Origin of the sequence: Rhizobium sp. OAE497, from assembly GCF_040546565.1 — a bacterium.
GTDB lineage: Bacteria > Pseudomonadota > Alphaproteobacteria > Rhizobiales > Rhizobiaceae > Rhizobium.
Genome location: NZ_JBEPOA010000001.1, coordinates 1449285 through 1464348 on the forward strand (window position 1 = coordinate 1449285; position 15064 = coordinate 1464348).

General features: G+C 62.0%; 21 protein-coding genes. 14 read left to right on the top strand and 7 right to left on the bottom strand.

Annotation, left to right across the window (positions count from 1 at the left end; genetic code table 11):
* Position 1: 1 nt before the first annotated feature.
* Genes ABIE40_RS07375 through ABIE40_RS07385 form a run of 3 tightly spaced genes read right to left on the bottom strand, consistent with a single transcriptional unit; the run spans position 2 to position 2471 of the window.
* Positions 2-217: a hypothetical protein gene (locus ABIE40_RS07375; protein WP_112720447.1), complete on the bottom strand. Its 216-nt coding sequence runs from the start codon at positions 215-217 to the stop codon at positions 2-4.
* Positions 218-228: 11 nt separating this feature from the next.
* Positions 229-1518: a dihydroorotase gene (locus tag ABIE40_RS07380; protein WP_199628725.1), complete on the bottom strand. Its 1290-nt coding sequence runs from the start codon at positions 1516-1518 to the stop codon at positions 229-231.
* Positions 1515-2471: an aspartate carbamoyltransferase catalytic subunit gene (locus tag ABIE40_RS07385; protein WP_199628724.1), complete on the bottom strand. Its 957-nt coding sequence runs from the start codon at positions 2469-2471 to the stop codon at positions 1515-1517. Before ABIE40_RS07385 ends, ABIE40_RS07380 begins: the two co-directional genes overlap by 4 nt.
* Before the next feature lie 178 nt (positions 2472-2649).
* Between ABIE40_RS07385 and ABIE40_RS07390 the strand changes: the two genes are divergently transcribed.
* The 5 genes from ABIE40_RS07390 (at position 2650) to ABIE40_RS07410 (ending at position 6340) form a co-directional block, all read left to right on the top strand.
* On the top strand, positions 2650-4299 hold the full coding sequence (locus ABIE40_RS07390) for an acyl-CoA dehydrogenase family protein (protein ID WP_199628723.1): 1650 nt from the start codon (positions 2650-2652) through the stop codon (positions 4297-4299).
* Between the two features lie 3 nt (positions 4300-4302).
* A complete protein-coding gene (locus ABIE40_RS07395; protein ID WP_199628722.1) occupies positions 4303-4920 on the top strand; it encodes a GNAT family N-acetyltransferase in 618 nt (205 codons plus the stop codon).
* A 127-nt stretch (positions 4921-5047) separates the two neighbouring features.
* The gene (locus tag ABIE40_RS07400) at positions 5048-5701 is read left to right on the top strand and encodes a TetR/AcrR family transcriptional regulator (RefSeq protein WP_199628721.1); all 654 of its coding nucleotides are present in this window, start codon (positions 5048-5050) and stop codon (positions 5699-5701) included.
* Between the two features lie 124 nt (positions 5702-5825).
* The gene (locus ABIE40_RS07405; protein ID WP_199628874.1) at positions 5826-6017 is read left to right on the top strand and encodes a hypothetical protein; all 192 of its coding nucleotides are present in this window, start codon (positions 5826-5828) and stop codon (positions 6015-6017) included.
* Positions 6014-6340 (top strand): DUF6105 family protein, encoded by a 327-nt coding sequence (locus tag ABIE40_RS07410; protein ID WP_112720441.1) that lies wholly within the window; start codon positions 6014-6016, stop codon positions 6338-6340. Before ABIE40_RS07405 ends, ABIE40_RS07410 begins: the two co-directional genes overlap by 4 nt.
* Here the strand turns inward: ABIE40_RS07410 and ruvX are convergent.
* Positions 6283-6771, bottom strand: coding sequence for a Holliday junction resolvase RuvX (gene ruvX / locus ABIE40_RS07415; RefSeq protein ID WP_199628720.1), 489 nt, complete (start codon positions 6769-6771; stop codon positions 6283-6285). The genes ABIE40_RS07410 and ruvX overlap by 58 nt on opposite strands.
* Positions 6772-6889: 118 nt before the next feature.
* On the opposite strand from ruvX, the gene ABIE40_RS07420 reads away from it, so the two are divergent.
* The 4 genes from ABIE40_RS07420 to ABIE40_RS07435 all read left to right on the top strand — a co-directional run bounded on the left by ABIE40_RS07420 (position 6890) and on the right by ABIE40_RS07435 (position 9942).
* Positions 6890-7594 carry a metal-dependent hydrolase gene (locus ABIE40_RS07420; RefSeq protein WP_199628719.1) on the top strand — a complete coding sequence of 235 codons (705 nt, stop codon included), beginning with the start codon at positions 6890-6892 and terminating at the stop codon, positions 7592-7594.
* Between the two features lie 69 nt (positions 7595-7663).
* The gene (gene gatC, locus ABIE40_RS07425; protein WP_112389713.1) at positions 7664-7951 is read left to right on the top strand and encodes an Asp-tRNA(Asn)/Glu-tRNA(Gln) amidotransferase subunit GatC; all 288 of its coding nucleotides are present in this window, start codon (positions 7664-7666) and stop codon (positions 7949-7951) included.
* Between the two features lie 54 nt (positions 7952-8005).
* Positions 8006-9487 carry an Asp-tRNA(Asn)/Glu-tRNA(Gln) amidotransferase subunit GatA gene (gene gatA, locus ABIE40_RS07430; protein WP_112720438.1) on the top strand — a complete coding sequence of 494 codons (1482 nt, stop codon included), beginning with the start codon at positions 8006-8008 and terminating at the stop codon, positions 9485-9487.
* A 179-nt stretch (positions 9488-9666) separates the two neighbouring features.
* Positions 9667-9942, top strand: a complete 276-nt coding sequence (locus ABIE40_RS07435; RefSeq protein ID WP_199628718.1) for a hypothetical protein — start codon at positions 9667-9669, stop codon at positions 9940-9942.
* A gap of 2 nt (positions 9943-9944) precedes the next feature.
* Here the strand turns inward: ABIE40_RS07435 and ABIE40_RS07440 are convergent, their stop codons facing one another.
* Both ABIE40_RS07440 and ABIE40_RS07445 read right to left on the bottom strand, forming a co-directional pair.
* Entirely contained in the window at positions 9945-10286 is a 342-nt protein-coding gene (locus ABIE40_RS07440; protein ID WP_354540985.1) for a type II toxin-antitoxin system RelE/ParE family toxin, read from the bottom strand.
* A 210-nt stretch (positions 10287-10496) separates the two neighbouring features.
* The gene (locus ABIE40_RS07445; RefSeq protein WP_199628717.1) at positions 10497-10754 is read right to left on the bottom strand and encodes a YjhX family toxin; all 258 of its coding nucleotides are present in this window, start codon (positions 10752-10754) and stop codon (positions 10497-10499) included.
* Positions 10755-11043: 289 nt separating this feature from the next.
* On the opposite strand from ABIE40_RS07445, the gene ABIE40_RS07450 reads away from it, so the two are divergent.
* Positions 11044-11553 carry a GNAT family N-acetyltransferase gene (locus ABIE40_RS07450; RefSeq protein WP_199628716.1) on the top strand — a complete coding sequence of 170 codons (510 nt, stop codon included), beginning with the start codon at positions 11044-11046 and terminating at the stop codon, positions 11551-11553.
* Here the strand turns inward: ABIE40_RS07450 and ABIE40_RS07455 are convergent.
* The gene (locus tag ABIE40_RS07455) at positions 11550-11855 is read right to left on the bottom strand and encodes a DUF1294 domain-containing protein (RefSeq protein WP_199628715.1); all 306 of its coding nucleotides are present in this window, start codon (positions 11853-11855) and stop codon (positions 11550-11552) included. The genes ABIE40_RS07450 and ABIE40_RS07455 overlap by 4 nt on opposite strands.
* 135 nt (positions 11856-11990) lie before the next feature.
* Here ABIE40_RS07455 and gatB point away from each other — a divergent pair, with 135 nt between their 5' ends.
* The 4 genes from gatB to ABIE40_RS07475 all read left to right on the top strand — a co-directional run bounded on the left by gatB (position 11991) and on the right by ABIE40_RS07475 (position 15026).
* Complete coding sequence (gene gatB, locus ABIE40_RS07460) at positions 11991-13496, top strand: Asp-tRNA(Asn)/Glu-tRNA(Gln) amidotransferase subunit GatB (protein WP_199628714.1); 1506 nt, start codon at positions 11991-11993, stop codon at positions 13494-13496.
* Between the two features lie 51 nt (positions 13497-13547).
* Positions 13548-14054 carry a GNAT family N-acetyltransferase gene (locus ABIE40_RS07465; RefSeq protein WP_199628713.1) on the top strand — a complete coding sequence of 169 codons (507 nt, stop codon included), beginning with the start codon at positions 13548-13550 and terminating at the stop codon, positions 14052-14054.
* 7 nt (positions 14055-14061) lie between these two features.
* Complete coding sequence (locus ABIE40_RS07470) at positions 14062-14526, top strand: GNAT family N-acetyltransferase (protein ID WP_199628712.1); 465 nt, start codon at positions 14062-14064, stop codon at positions 14524-14526.
* A gap of 104 nt (positions 14527-14630) precedes the next feature.
* A complete protein-coding gene (locus ABIE40_RS07475) occupies positions 14631-15026 on the top strand; it encodes an NADH:ubiquinone oxidoreductase subunit NDUFA12 (RefSeq protein ID WP_112720428.1) in 396 nt (131 codons plus the stop codon).
* The last annotated feature ends 38 nt before the right edge of the window (positions 15027-15064 follow it).

A 15064-nucleotide genomic window follows, 5' to 3' on the forward strand; every position in this document is an offset into this window, starting at 1 on the left:
CTTAGCCGTTCTCGATCATCCAGATTTCCGCGCCGCCGAGCAGGGTGGCGATCAGCGTGCAGAGCGCCACGAACACCGTGCCGAGCACGACAGTCGACGAGTAGCGCCGCGACGCCTGCTTCTTCGAAAGCACGGGGAAGGCGTTCTTGTGTGCCTCCGCCATGTCCTTGTCGAGATTGCGCTGCTGGAAATGCCGTTCGGTTTCGTTCTGATTCATGCGCGGCCTCCTCAGTCCAGCGAATGTACCTTCGTTCCACCCACGTAAGTCGCGACCGCCCGGCCCGAGAAACGGGCGTCCTCGAAAGGCGTGTTCTTCGAGCGCGACAGAAGCATGTCCTTGGCGACAAGCCAAGGCTCTTCGAGATCGATCAGCGCAATGTCCGCCTTGGCGCCGGGCTTCAGCGTTCCGGCATCGAGGCCGAAGATCTGCGCCGGGCGGGTCGACATCGCATCGATCAGCCGCATCAGGCTGACCTGGCCGCTGTGATGCAGCCGAAGGGCCGCCGCAAGCAGGGTCTCGAGGCCGACGGCGCCATCGGCCGCTTCGCCGAAGGGCAGGCGCTTGGTGTCGACGTCCTGCGGATCGTGCGAGGAAACGATGATGTCGATCTCGCCCTTGGCCAGCGCCTCGACCATCGCCACGCGATCGTCTTCGGTGCGCAGCGGCGGGTAGAGCTTGAAGAAGGTGCGGTACTCGCCGATGTCGTTTTCGTTGAGCGCCAGATTGTTGATCGAGATGCCGCAGGTCACCTTGGCGCCGCGGCTCCTGGCGAGCTTGATCGCGTCGACCGATTCCGGCACCGAGATCATCGCGGCGTGATAGTTGCCGCGCGTCAGCTGCGCGACGCGCAGATCACGCTCCAGCGGAATCAGTTCGGCTTCCTTCGGAATGCCGCCGAGACCGAGCCAGCTGGCAAACAGCCCTTCGTTCATGACGCCGGTGGCGCCGAGGTATTTGTCGCGGGTCTCGCAGGAGATGACGGCGCCGAATTCGCGCGCATAGGTCATCACCCGGCGCAGCACCTGCGTGTCATGGATGCTCGAACGGCCATCGGTAAAGGCAACCGCGCCGGCTTCCATCAGCAGGCCGATCTCGGTCATTTCCTCGCCGGCCAGATGCTTGGTGATCGCCGCTGCCGGATAGACATTGACGAGCGCCTTGTCCTTGGCGGTCTTCTTGACGAATTCGACGAGCGCGATGTCGTCGATCACAGGATCGGTATCCGGCATCATGATGATCGAGGTCACGCCGCCCGCTGCCGCAGCACGGCTGGCGGATGCGATGGTCTCGCGGTGCTCGGCACCGGGTTCGCCGATATGCACGCGGGCATCGACGAGGCCGGGGACCGCGACGAGGCCGTTGCAATCGCGCACTTCGGCGCCATCGGGCACGCCCTGGTTCTGCGCATCCTTGCCCGATGCGACGATCACGCCGTCCTTGACGACAATGGTGCCTGTTTCATCGAGATTGCGCGAGGGATCGATGATGCGGACGTTCTTGAGGACGAGGTTGCTCATGCGCCCACTCCTTCAGTGCGAGGTCCCTGGTTCTGGGAAACAAGCAGCGTCTCCATCACCGCCATGCGCACCGCAACACCCATCTCGACCTGCTCGGCGATCACGCTCTGCGGACCGTCGGCCACTTCGGATGCAATTTCGACGCCGCGGTTCATCGGACCCGGATGCATGACCAGCGCATCTTCCTTCGCCGCCTTCAGCGTTTCGGCATCGAGGCCGTAGAAGTGGTAATATTCACGCACCGACGGCACGAAGGCGCCGGACATGCGTTCGCGCTGCAGACGCAGCATCATCACGACATCGGCGTCCTTCAGGCCTTCCTTCATCGAATGGAAGACTTCGACGCCCATGTCGGCGATCCCGGCAGGCAACAGCGTCGCAGGAGCGACGACGCGCACCCGGGCGCCCATGGCATTCAAAAGCAGGATGTTGGAGCGCGCGACACGCGAATGCAGCACGTCGCCGCAGATCGCCACAATGATGCGCGAGAGCTTGCCCTTGGCACGGCGGATCGTCAGCGCGTCGAGCAGCGCCTGGGTCGGATGTTCATGCTGTCCGTCGCCGGCATTGACGACCGAGCAGGAGACTTTCTGTGCGAGGAGGGCGGCCGCACCGGCGCTCGAATGGCGGATAACCAGCACATCGGGGCGCATCGCATTCAGCGTCATCGCCGTATCGATCAGCGTCTCGCCCTTCTTTACCGAAGAGTTGCCGACCGACATGTTCATGACGTCGGCGCCGAGCCGCTTTCCGGCGAGTTCGAAGGATGCCTGCGTGCGCGTCGATGCTTCGAAGAAGAGGTTGATCTGTGTCAGCCCTCTGAGCGTCGACGTCTTCTTTTCTCTCTGACGGCTGATCTTGACGGCCTCGTCGGCCTTGTCGAGGAGATAGGTAATATCCTGCTCGGTGAGACCCTTGATGCCGATGAGGTGGCGGTGGGGAAAAAAGACCATGGACCTGCCTCTTGCTATACCGGTGGGGTCTATAATGAGTGCTGCCCGCCGCCGCAAGCTTGCGCTGTGGGCAAAGGCTTATGTCCCCATGCAATTTTGCCGCAAATCCGCTAGAGCTGAGGTTGAAATCGTCAAGTTCCGGTTTCCCTTTGTCTGGCTCATGCAATAGAAGCGACTCATGACTCCCGCTGAAGAAAAACTCGCCGAGCTGAACCAGCCAAGCCTCTGGTCAGGTATCAATGCCTACCGCTCCGATCCGCTGATCGTCGACCTGACGGCAGGGTTGCCGCGCGGCACGCGTGAAGACCTGGAAAACATGGGTCGCTACGTCACCTCTCCGGAGGCGCAGGAGCTGGCGCGCATGGCAAACCAGGGTACGCCGCAGCTGCGCACCCACGGCCCGCGCGGCGAGCGCCTCGATGTCGTCGAGTTCCATCCGGCCTGGCACGCGCTGATGCGCCGCTCGATGTCCGTCGGCCTGCATTCGTCGGTCTGGGATCCGCAGGCCGATGCCGATGCCAAGGACCAGTCGCACAAGATCCGCGCCGCCCGTTTCTACCTGACGGCGCAGCTCGAATCTGGCCATCTCTGCCCGCTGACGATGACGAGCGCCTCGGTCGCTGCTCTCTCTGCTTCGCCCGCCGTCCAGAAGGATTGGGCGCCGAAGATCCTGTCGCGCAAATACGATTCGTCGAACAAGCCGGCCATGCAGAAGACTGCCGTGACGATCGGCATGGGCATGACCGAGAAGCAGGGCGGCACTGACGTCCGCTCCAACAAGAGCACCGCCGAAAAGGTCAGCGAAGGCATCTATCGTCTCTCGGGCCACAAGTGGTTCATGTCGGCGCCGATGAGCGACGCTTTCATCATGCTGGCGCAGACGAAGGAGGGCATGGGCTGCTTCCTCGTTCCGCGCCTGCTCGAAGACGGTTCCGCCAACGGCCTGCAGTTCCAGCGCCTGAAGGACAAGATCGGCAACCGCTCGAATGCTTCCTCGGAAGTCGAGTTCAACGACACGTTCGGCTTCCTGCTCGGCGGTCCCGATGCCGGCATCCGCACCATTCTCGATATGGTGACGCTGACGCGGCTCGATTGCGCGCTGGCCTCGTCGGGCATCATGCGCGCGTCGCTCGCCGAAGCCGTTCATCACACCCGCGGCCGCAGCGTCTTCGGCAAGATGCTCGTCCATCAGCCGATCATGACCCGCGTGCTCGCCGACATGGCGCTCGACGTCGCTGCTGCAACGGCGCTGTCGTTCCGTCTTGCCGAAGCCTTCGACAAGGCCCGCAACAATGCCGAAGAGGCGGCCTACGCCCGCGTCATGACGCCGGTTGCCAAATACTGGTGCTGCAAGATCGCGCCGGCGCTGATCTATGAGGCGATGGAATGCATCGGCGGCAGCGGCTACATCGAGGAGCGCCCGATCGCCCGTCATTATAGAGAGGCCCCGGTCAACGCGATCTGGGAGGGCTCCGGCAATGTCATGGCGCTCGATCTTCTGCGGGTTCTCTCGCGCGGCAAGGATCTGTTCGAAACGGTCTTTGCCGGTCTCGCCCGCGATCTCGGCCCTGCCGGCAAGAAGACCATCGACGTGCTGCGCGCCGCCATGGCGCTCTGCGAGCGCGACGAGGGCGCTGCCCGCCTGCTGATCGAGCAGCTGGCGCTCGCCGCCGGTGCCGCCGAGCTCTACCGCCTTGGTGCCGGACGCATCGCCGATGCCTTCATCGAAACCCGTCTCGCCGGCGGCTGGCGCGCCACCTACGGCATGCTCGATGCCCGGTTCGATGCCAGCTACATCGTCGATCTTCTCTACCCGCCGGCCAGCTGACGCATGAGCGAAATCCGCAAGGCCCGTCTTGGCGATCTCGACCAGATCTACGCCATCTCTTTGCTGACAGGCGATGCCGGCAAGGATGCCACCCGTCTTTACAAGGACGGCCAGCTCATCGGCCACATCTACTCGGCGCCTTACATCGTGCTGAGCCCCGACACCTCATTCGTCGTCGAGGATGACGAAGGCGTCGCCGGCTATATCGTCGGCCCCCATGATACGGCGGCTTTCGAAGCGAGACTCGAGCGTGAATGGTGGCCGGCCCTGCGCGCCCGCTATGAGGAGCCGCAAGGCGATCCCGCGGCATGGAATGCCGACGAACGCCGCATCCACACGATCCATCATCCCGAAGCCGCTTTCGCACCGAGGGTGGCGGCCTTTCCCGCCCATATCCACATGAACCTGCTGCCGCGCCTGCAGGGGCGGGGGCTCGGCACCAGGCTTCTCGATCTCTGGATATCGACGGCGCGCGAGGCCGGGGTGAAGGGCGTCTATCTCGGCGCCAATGCCGAGAATGTCAGCGGCCAGCGCTTCTGGGCCTCCCGCGGCTTCGAGCGTCTGGCGCCGCCGCTGGTGGCACCGGCAGACCGCTCCGTCTGGTTCGGCCAGTATCTCTAGGTGTCTCCGGAAGGAGACATCTGTGGAGCGCGCCGTCTATCCACAAGCTTTCAAGGGCTTGAACGTTGCCGGGCCGAAACCCCGTTGTTACTCACCTTGTAGTGACACGAACGGAATCGGCCTCGATATGCTGAACGACACCATGGTTTTGGCGCCTGTCGCCCCCGGCGAGCCGGAAAAGCGCATCCGCGACCGCAGCGCCACCGAGAAGGCGATCCTGAACGCCGCCAAGGCGCTGCTCGCCGAGGAAGGCTTCCAGAATTTCGGCATCAACGCGGTGGCCCGCCGCGCCGGTTGCGACAAGCAGCTGATCTACCGCTATTACGGGGGTCTCAACGGTCTGGTCGAGGCGATCGGCGCCGATCTCGGCACCTGGGTCAAGGACCGTATCCCGGAAGATACCGGCGGCATGTTCCTGCTGACTTATGGCGACCTGATGGAGCGGCTGTCGCTGCTCTTCCTCGAGGCGCTGCGCGACGATCCGCTGATGCGCCGCATCGTTGCCTGGGAAGTCTCGGAAAATACCGAGCAGGTGAGGCGGCTCTCCGAGGCGCGCTCGAAGGCGCTGTCGGTATGGCTGGACCGAATGCGCGGCTCCCTGACGCCGCCGAAGGGCGTCGATACCGCTGCCGTCAATGCGATTCTCTTCGCCGCCATCCAGCATCTGGTGCTCTCGGCCGCTGCCGGCGGCCAATGCGCCGGGCTGCCGCTGAAGAATGCCAAGGACTGGGAGAAGGCGGCGCTGGCCGTCAAGCGCATCGTTCGCGGCGTCTACGGCTGATCGCCCGTCCGGTCATCCACAGGCGCCCGCCCGGCTGTTAACCTTAACAAATGGTTTACGTTGCGCCGTCGGCGTTAAGGCGACAGGGTACCGGCAGTTAAATTCTTAGCTGTCAGGACCCATGATGGGAACCAGAGCCGCCAAAGCTGCGTTGCTTGTCGCCGCGATGATGTTTTTCGCGGTGCTCGCCCTCGATATCACCGTCCCGGCGGTCGTCCTGAGCGTCATGGCATTGTCGACCTGGGTTGTCGGTCTCGAAAGTCCGGCCGCCTGGCGTTATAGAAACACCTGGCGTCACCGAGGGGAGGCCGCATGAAGTGGTTCCTGATCTTCTGGTTGGGCCCGATCGTTTTCCTGAGCGGCTGGTACTGGCTTTCCTATTACGACATCAATTTCGGCATCTTCATGCTGAGCCGCCAGGTTCATGACCTGACATTTGAGGTCTATGGCAAGATCCTCGGCGTTCCGCCGGAAACCATTCCGCCGCTCGTCGCCCGTGCCATCGCCGTCGACAGCCTCGTCGTCATCGCCATCATCGCCTTCCGCCGCCGCAAGAAGATCGCGGCCTGGTGGGCGGCGCGTCAGTCGTCGAAATCGGCTGATCTCGAAAGCGCCGACAGCCTGTCCAGAGCGCCCTGAAGAATGAAGCTTGCCGCAGCGGAATCGATCCGCTCAGCCCGCTTGGCGCGCGACACATCCATCTCAAGCAAGGCCCGTTCGGCCGCCACGGTCGAAAGCCGCTCGTCCCAATAGACGAAGGGCAGGGCGGTCTTCTGCTCCATGTTGCGCACGAAGGCGCGCGTCGCCTGAACGCGGGGACCGGCAGAGCCGTCCATATTCATCGGCAGTCCGATCACGAAACCCGCGACCTTTTCCTTCTCCGCGAAAGCCAGCAGCGCCTCGGCGTCGAGCGTGAACTTTTCGCGCTTCAGAACCGGCCGGGGTGTGGCGAAGCGGCGGCCGAGATCGGACATCGCAAGGCCGATCGTCTTGGTGCCGAGATCGAGGCCCGCGATCGCCTGTCCGGGCTGCAGGGCGGCAGCCATCTCCTCGATCGTCATCACTGTCATCGGCGTTTCATCCCGTCAAAACAAATTGAAGCTTGCGGCGCTTTTCTTTGCGGCCATATCGGCTATGTCCATAACAAGCGAAATCCGCTTTTGCATCTGATAATAAGGGACCCATTTCATGAAGATCACCTGGCTCGGTCATTCCGCCTTCCGCATCGAAACCGGCAAGGCAACCATCCTCCTTGACCCCTTCCTGACCTATAACTCTTCCTTCGAGGGACAGGACATCAAGGATGTATCGGCGGGCGTCACCCATATTCTCCTCACCCACGGCCATGGCGACCATGTCGGCGACACCATTGCACTTGCCAAGGAGACCGGCGCCACCGTTCTCGCCAATGCCGATCTTGCTTCCTGGCTTGCCGCCAAGGGCGTGTCGAAGATCGAAATGGGCAATACCGGCGGCACGATCTCGCTCGGCAGCTTCTCGGCGACCTTTACGAATGCGCTGCATTCCTCCGCACAGGTCACCGAAGACGGCATCGCCCACGCGCTCGGCAACGCAAACGGCCTGATGCTGCACTTCGACGACGAAGCCTCGATCCTCGCCATGGGCGACACCGACATCTTCTCCGATATGGCGCTGATCAACGAGCTGCACCAGCCCGATATCGGCCTCGTTCCCGTCGGCGACCGCTTCACCATGGGCGGCGCGGTGGCAGCTCTCGCCTGCCAGCGCTACTTCAACTTCAAGACCGCGATCCCCTGCCACTACGGCACCTTCCCGATCATCGACCAGACCGCCGACAAGTTCGTCTCGGGCATGGAAGGTTCGAAGACGGAAGTGAAGGCAATCAAGCCTTCCGAGAGCGTCTCGATCTAACGAAAGCCCGTTGCACAAGGCGGACATGGTCTTTATAGCGAGTGGGAAATTTCCCTTTCGGAGTATGCCATGTCCGTCGATCTTGCCACCGTTAAGCGCGTCGCGCGCCTTGCCCGTATTGCCGTCTCCGAAGACGAGGCAAATCGCATGGTGGGTGAGCTCAATGGCATTCTCGGCTTCGTCGAACAGCTTTCCGAAGTGAATGTCGAAGGCGTCGAGGCCATGACCTCGGTCACGCCGATGGCGATGAAGAAGCGGACCGATCAGGTGACCGACGGCAACAAGGCCGACGACGTCGTCGCCAACGCCCCTGTCACCGACCACAATTTCTTCCTGGTGCCGAAAGTCGTCGAATAAGCGCTGCCGCTTTTTCCGACACCCGTTACCAACAGAGATATCCGAGTAGAGACCATGAGCGAACTCACCAGCCTGACCATTGCCGAAGCCCGCGAGAAGCTGCGCGCCAGAGAGATCACCGCGACCGAACTGACCGAAGCCTATATCTCGGCGATCGACGCGGCCAATGGCCAGCTGAACGCCTATATCAAGACCACCCCCGATCTCGCCCGCGTCATGGCGAAGAAGTCGGATGAGCGTATCGCTGCCGGCAAGGCTGGCGACCTCGAAGGCATTCCGCTCGGCATCAAGGATTTGTTCGCGACCGTCGGCGTCCACACCCAGGCCTGCAGCCACATCCTCGACGGCTTCGAGCCGCGCTACGAATCGACCGTCACCCAGAACCTCTGGGACGATGGCGCCGTCATGCTCGGCAAGCTGAACATGGACGAATTCGCCATGGGCTCGTCGAACGAGACCTCACACTACGGCGCGGTCATCAACCCGTGGCGCGCGTCGGGCTCCAACCAGCAGCTCGTTCCGGGCGGCTCGTCGGGCGGTTCGGCCGCTGCCGTTGCGGCCCATCTCTGCGCCGGCGCTACCGCGACCGATACCGGCGGTTCGATCCGCCAGCCCGCAGCCTTCACCGGCACCGTCGGCATCAAGCCCACCTATGGCCGCTGCTCGCGCTGGGGCACGGTTGCCTTCGCATCCTCGCTCGACCAGGCCGGCCCGATCGCCCGCGATGTGCGCGACGCCGCAATCCTCCTGAGGTCGATGGCATCCGTCGATGCCAAGGACACGACTTCGGTCGATCTGCCCGTTCCGGATTATGAAGCCGCACTCGGCAAGTCGCTGAAGGGCATGAAGATCGGCATCCCGAACGAATACCGCGTCGATGGCATGCCGGAGGAGATCGAAACCCTCTGGCAGCAGGGTATCGCCTGGCTGAAGGATGCTGGCGCCGAGATCGTCAACATCTCGCTGCCGCACACGAAATACGCCCTTCCGGCCTATTACATCGTGGCGCCCGCCGAAGCGTCCTCGAACCTTGCCCGTTACGACGGCGTTCGCTACGGGTTGCGCGTCGACGGCAAGGACATTGCCGACATGTATGAGAAGACCCGCGCCGCGGGCTTCGGCAAGGAAGTCAAGCGCCGCATCATGATCGGCACCTACGTTCTTTCGGCCGGTTACTACGACGCTTACTACATCAAGGCCCAGAAGGTCCGTACGCTGATCAAGCGCGACTTCGAAATCGCTTTCGATGCCGGTGTCGACGCCATCCTGACGCCCGCCACGCCGTCCTCGGCCTTCGGCGTCGCCGACGAAAATCTGGCTGCCGATCCTGTTGCCATGTACCTGAACGACATCTTCACGGTGACCGTCAACATGGCCGGTCTCCCGGGCATCGCCGTTCCCGCCGGTCTCGACCACAAGGGCCTGCCGCTCGGTCTCCAGCTGATCGGCAAGCCGTTCGACGAGGAAACCCTCTTCAAGACCGCGCATGTCATCGAACAGGCCGCCGGCAAGTTCTCGCCTGCCAAGTGGTGGTAAGCGGACTGACAATTCGGAAAATGACCGTCGCCGACCACATCGTGGTCGGCGAAGTCAATTCTACTGCCGGAGTGTCGAGGGAGAGGTGGAGTTTTCCGATGCCGGCGCGAGCCTCGGAATAGACCTTGAAAAGGTGAACCTCGAAATGCATCTGGGGTAGGCAACGCTGGGAGGTGGCCATGTCCAAAACTGATCTCGAAAATCTGATAGCGTCCCTCGACCGCCTCGCGGCCGCCGGTTTCGTCATGGGCGCCGAGTGGGCCGCGGTTCACGATATCTGCCAGGCGCACGAAGGGCAGCGCCCCTTCGACTGGGGCCACGCCCTTTGCCACCGCATCGAAGGCGACGACTGGAACGCCGATTATTGGTATCGCCGCGCTGGACGCTCTCGTGGAGCTGGGACGCTCGCTGAGGAATGGGTGGCGATGAAGGCTGAGCTATCCAGCCGTGCATGACCTCAATCCTGCTGAGGCGGATAAAGTTTGCGTTGGTGGACGATGGTCAGGATGTCGAGATCGCCGGCGGAGATGATGCGATAGACGATCGTATAGGGCAGTCCGGAAATCGCGAACTCGCGCGTGCCATTGATGCTGCCCTCCCGGCCGAGCAGCGGGAAATTTTCGAATATCTCGATGACTTGCCGGATGCGCGACAGAATCCGATCGGCGGCACTCGGGTCGAATTCCCTGATATAGCTATGAATTTCACTGAGGTCGGCGATGGCTTGTGGCGTGAAACTAACGTTCAAACCCGAAACGCTCCCAGACCTTTTTTGCCGGGACCATTGAGGAGCGATCATCCGCCTGCTTCAGTGCGGCTCGGATCTTCTTTTCCTTCCATGCATCATAGCCCGCGTCGGCAGCCGCAGTGGGCTGCACTTCGGTCAGGTCTTCGACAGGGATGGTGTCTCGCAGATCGCTCATAACGCTAAGATAGCGCGAAGAAGGTTTTGCGCCAACCCTGTCGATTTAGAGGTGGGCCAGCTCATCAGCGAGCTGACCCACAATCGTCACCTGTTATCCTGCTCCGCCCGCACCAGCACCAACCCCCGCTCGGTGATCCGGTAGGGCCTGCCGCCCTGTGAGCGGATCGCCCGTTTCTGCTTGAGCTTGCGGAAGGTCAGGATGTCGAGGCCGGAGAAGACCCAGCCTTCTCTCGTGAAGAGTTGCAGCTTCTCGATCGTGCGGTTTTCGCCGCGGGTGAGTTCGATCCTGCCGCCCTGGGCGAGCAGGTGCAGGATGCGCTGTTCGGCGCGTGAAATGTCCATTGTTGTGTTGATCCGGTCGCAGCGCTCGAAAGCGCAAAAAAACGATCCGTCGTTCAAGGCGAACGGCGGGGCTTCGTTTTTTTCTGGCCCATGCGCGCAAAGAGATTTGCGGGCAGGGCCCTTAGCGGGTCTCAGACGAATTCAACATAAGGTTTGCCTAACCCACGCACAGGTTGCCGTCAAGCGCGCCGGATTCGCCGCGGGCCTGCAAAAACGGTGCGCAAGCCGCGCAAATCGATGGAAAAGCTGGCGATTCGGTGTTCTACTTTGATCATTGAACGGGGGTTCCATGATCCACATTCGCAATGCCCGCGAGGGCGAGGCGGACCTTTTGAGTGAGATCGGCCTCAGAGCCTGGCAAAAGGCGATGGCGGCCATGGGCGAGACGGACGCGCTGCTCGATGCCGCGCGCAGTGCCTTTTCGAACTTCACCCATAACAGCTGGCTGACGATCACCGTTGCCGAACTCAACGGCCAGATTGTCGGCTGGGGCGCGCGGGAAAAATTCGACGAGACGATCTCGGATTTCTGGATCGACCCTTCTTTCACCCGTCAGGGCGTCGGCACCGCGCTGCTTTCGCAGATCGAGGCGGACATCGCCGATCAGGGCTTTTCCAGCGCCGGCATGCAGACGCATTCGGGAAACAACGAGGCGATCAACTTCTTCCAGAAACATGGCTATGCCATCCACTGGCTGTCGATCGTCTATAATCCGAAGCTCGACCGTGACGTGCCATCCGTCGGCCTGACCAAGCCGCTGGAGACGGCTGGCGACGGAACATACGGCCCGGATTTCTAGACGAGCCCCAATCGGCGTGCGGCGAAAAACGCAACAGCGCCGCCAATCAGCAGGACATGAAGTGCGGCGATTCCCATGAGAAGCGTGCGGAACGGCTCCTTCTGCGTCTTGTGACGCAGCAGACGCTGTGCGGTGATGGCGCCCGGGCTGCCGGCGAACAATGCCAGCATCAGCAAGGTCCGCTCGCTGACGCGCCGATGTCCCAGCCGCGCGGCGCGCTTGTCGATGAAATAGGTTGCGAAGACGAAGAGATTGTAGCCGAGAAGCAGGGCGGCGAGTTGAGGCAGATGGGAGGCGATCATGGATCCATGCTAGCGCGCCGCTGTTAACAGCCCGAAAACGGGAGCCGATAGCTCAAGCGCGCCGAAAGCCTTGCACCCGCAAGCCATTTCCTTTACCTCACCAGATGAAAAGAACAGCCTTCCAAAGAGCATCAAATGACCCTTGTCGACGTTCGCACGCCTGATCCGAAACGCTTCATTCCCGGCGCCACTGGCGATTGGGAAGTCATCATCGGCATGGAAGTCCATGCACAGGTGCTGTCGAATTCGAAGCTGTTCTCCGGCGCTTCGACCGAATTCGGCAAGCCGCAGAATTCCAACGTCTCGCTCGTCGATGCGGCCATGCCCGGCATGCTGCCCGTCATCAACGAGGAATGCGTCAAGCAGGCGGTGCGCACCGGTCTCGGCCTGAAGGCGCAGATCAACAAGCGCTCGCTCTTCGACCGTAAGAACTATTTCTATCCCGACCTGCCGCAGGGCTATCAGATCTCGCAGTTCAAGGATCCGATCGTCGGCGAAGGCCAGATCGTCATCTCTCTCGGTCCTGATCGCCAGGGCCAGTTCGAGGATATCGAGATCGGCATCGAACGCCTTCACCTGGAACAGGACGCCGGCAAGTCGCTGCACGACCAGCATGCGACCATGTCCTATGTCGACCTGAACCGTTCGGGCGTCGCCCTGATGGAAATCGTCTCGAAGCCCGACATGCGCTCGTCCGATGAGGCCAAGGCCTACATGACGAAGCTACGCTCGATCGTCCGCTACCTCGGCACCTGCGACGGCAACATGGACGAAGGCTCGATGCGCGCCGACGTCAACGTCTCCGTTCGCCGCCCCGGCGAAGGCTTCGGCACGCGCTGCGAAATCAAGAACGTCAACTCGATCCGCTTCATCGGCCAGGCGATCGAATACGAGGCACGCCGCCAGATCGGCATTCTCGAAGACGGCGGTTCGATCGATCAGGAAACCCGCCTCTTCGATCCGAACAAGGGCGAGACGCGCTCCATGCGCTCCAAGGAAGATGCGCATGACTATCGCTACTTCCCCGATCCGGACCTGCTGCCGCTCGAATTCGACGACGCCTTCATCAAGGCGCTAGAAGCCGATCTGCCGGAACTCCCGGATGACAAGAAAGAGCGCTTCGTGCGCGAGCTCGGCCTGTCGATCTACGACGCCTCGGTTCTCGTTTCGGAAAAGGCGATTGCCGATTATTTCGAAGCCGTTGCCGAAGGCCGCGATGGCAAGATGGCCGCAAACTGGGTCATCAACGACCTGCTGGGTGCCTTGAACAAACTCGGCAAAGACATTGAATCGACTCCGGTTTCCCCGGCCCAGCTCGGCGGCATCATCGACCTGATCAAGGCCGAGACCATCTCCGGCAAGATTGCCAAGGACCTCTTCGAGATCATTCTCAATGAGGGTGGCGATCCGGCCAAGATCGTCGAAAGCCGCGGCATGAAGCAGGTGACCGACACCGGCGCCATCGAAAAGGCCGTCGACGAGATCATCGCCGCCAACCCGGATCAGGTCGCCAAGGTTCTCGCCAAGCCGACGCTGGCCGGCTGGTTCGTCGGTCAGGTCATGAAGGCAACCGGCGGCAAGGCCAATCCGCAGGCCGTCCAGGCGCTGGTCAAGGCCAAGCTCGGCATCGTCGAGGAATAACCTCGGCGGGCGGGCGGCAGTACGCTGCCGCCGCGCCACAGGAAAGCGACAATGGTCTATTTCGTCCGCACCGCCGGTGAGCGTGATCTGGAGAAGGTCCGCACACTCCTGGTCGAGAGCTTTCACGCCGCCTACGATCGCTTCTATGGCGAGCCGAAGGTCAACGAACTCATCGCCCACCTGTTTTCTCCGGCGGCTCTGAAAGAGCGGCTGGCGAAGAAGAACGCCGAATTCGTCGTTGCCGATAGCGGCAAGGATATCGGCGGCGTCGGCTATGCCGTGATGTCCACGGACATGGCGAAGACGGCGGTTCTGCATCTTCTCTATGTTCGTCCGGCGCTGCAGCGACAAGGCATCGGCCGCGACATGTTCGCCGAGCTCGAAACCTGCTTCCCCGACGCCGAGATTATGCGCCTCGAGGTGGAGCCGAAGAACGCCGAAGCGATCAGCTTCTACACCAGGCTCGGCTTCGCCGAAGTCGGCCGCAACGAGAATGTCGGTCCCGGCCAGTCGGGCATCGCCACGCTCGTGCTCGAAAAGCATCTCCCCACCCATTGAGAGCCTCATGACCGGCCAGCTCATCATCCGTGAAGCCCGGGAAGCCGACCTTGCCGCCTTGATCGCGCTGTTTGCCGCCGACGATATCGGCGGCCATGGCGATACGACTGACGAGGCTGCCTTTCCCGACTATTTGCGGGCCTTCTCCGCGATTGCCGCATCACCGGATCAGACGCTCTATGTTGCCGAACTGTCCGGCGAAGTTGCCGGCACGTTTCAGACCTCGATAGCGACGACGCTGACCGGCCGCGGCGCCTCCTTCATGATCATCGAAGCGGTGCAGACGCGCGATGATTTGCGCGGGCAGGGCATCGGCAGGCAGATGATCGAGTTCTGCATCGCAGAGGCAAAAAGCCGCGGTTTCTCCCGTGTTCAGTTGATCTCCAATGGCAAGCGCAAGGATGCACACCGCTTCTACGAGCGCCTGGGCTTTGAGCCGTGGCATCTCGGCTTCAAGATGGCCCTGAAATGAGCCTTTGCCGATCTGGAATCACTGGACAATCAGGTCTTCCGGCGGCATAAGCGAGTGAACGAATTCCAGTCCCGCTTGACCTCCCTCAAGCACAAGGAACAGACATGAAGAACTTCCTGCTGCACATTTTCACCTGGTGGAACCACTACACGCTGGGAACACTGTTTGCGCTTCGCGGCTTCAAGCGTGTTGGCGAAGATGAGCTCGGCAATGTCTATTACGAAGGCGGCCTGTCTTCCTACGGCCTGCCGAAGCGTTGGGTGATCTACAGCGGCTATGCCGAAGCCTCCGCCATTCCTCCGGGCTGGCACGGCTGGATGCATCACCGCACCGACACACCGCCGTCCAAGGAAAACTACGCCGCCAAGGAATGGGAAAAGGCGCACCGCGCCAACCCGACCGGTTCGCCGCAGGCTTACCGTCCGCCGGGTTCGCTGGCCGCAACCGGCGAGCGTCCGCGCGTCACCGGCGACTACGACGCCTGGACGCCGGGCAACTGAGTTTCTCGACCGCGAAGCGGGCCATCCGGCCCCGCTTT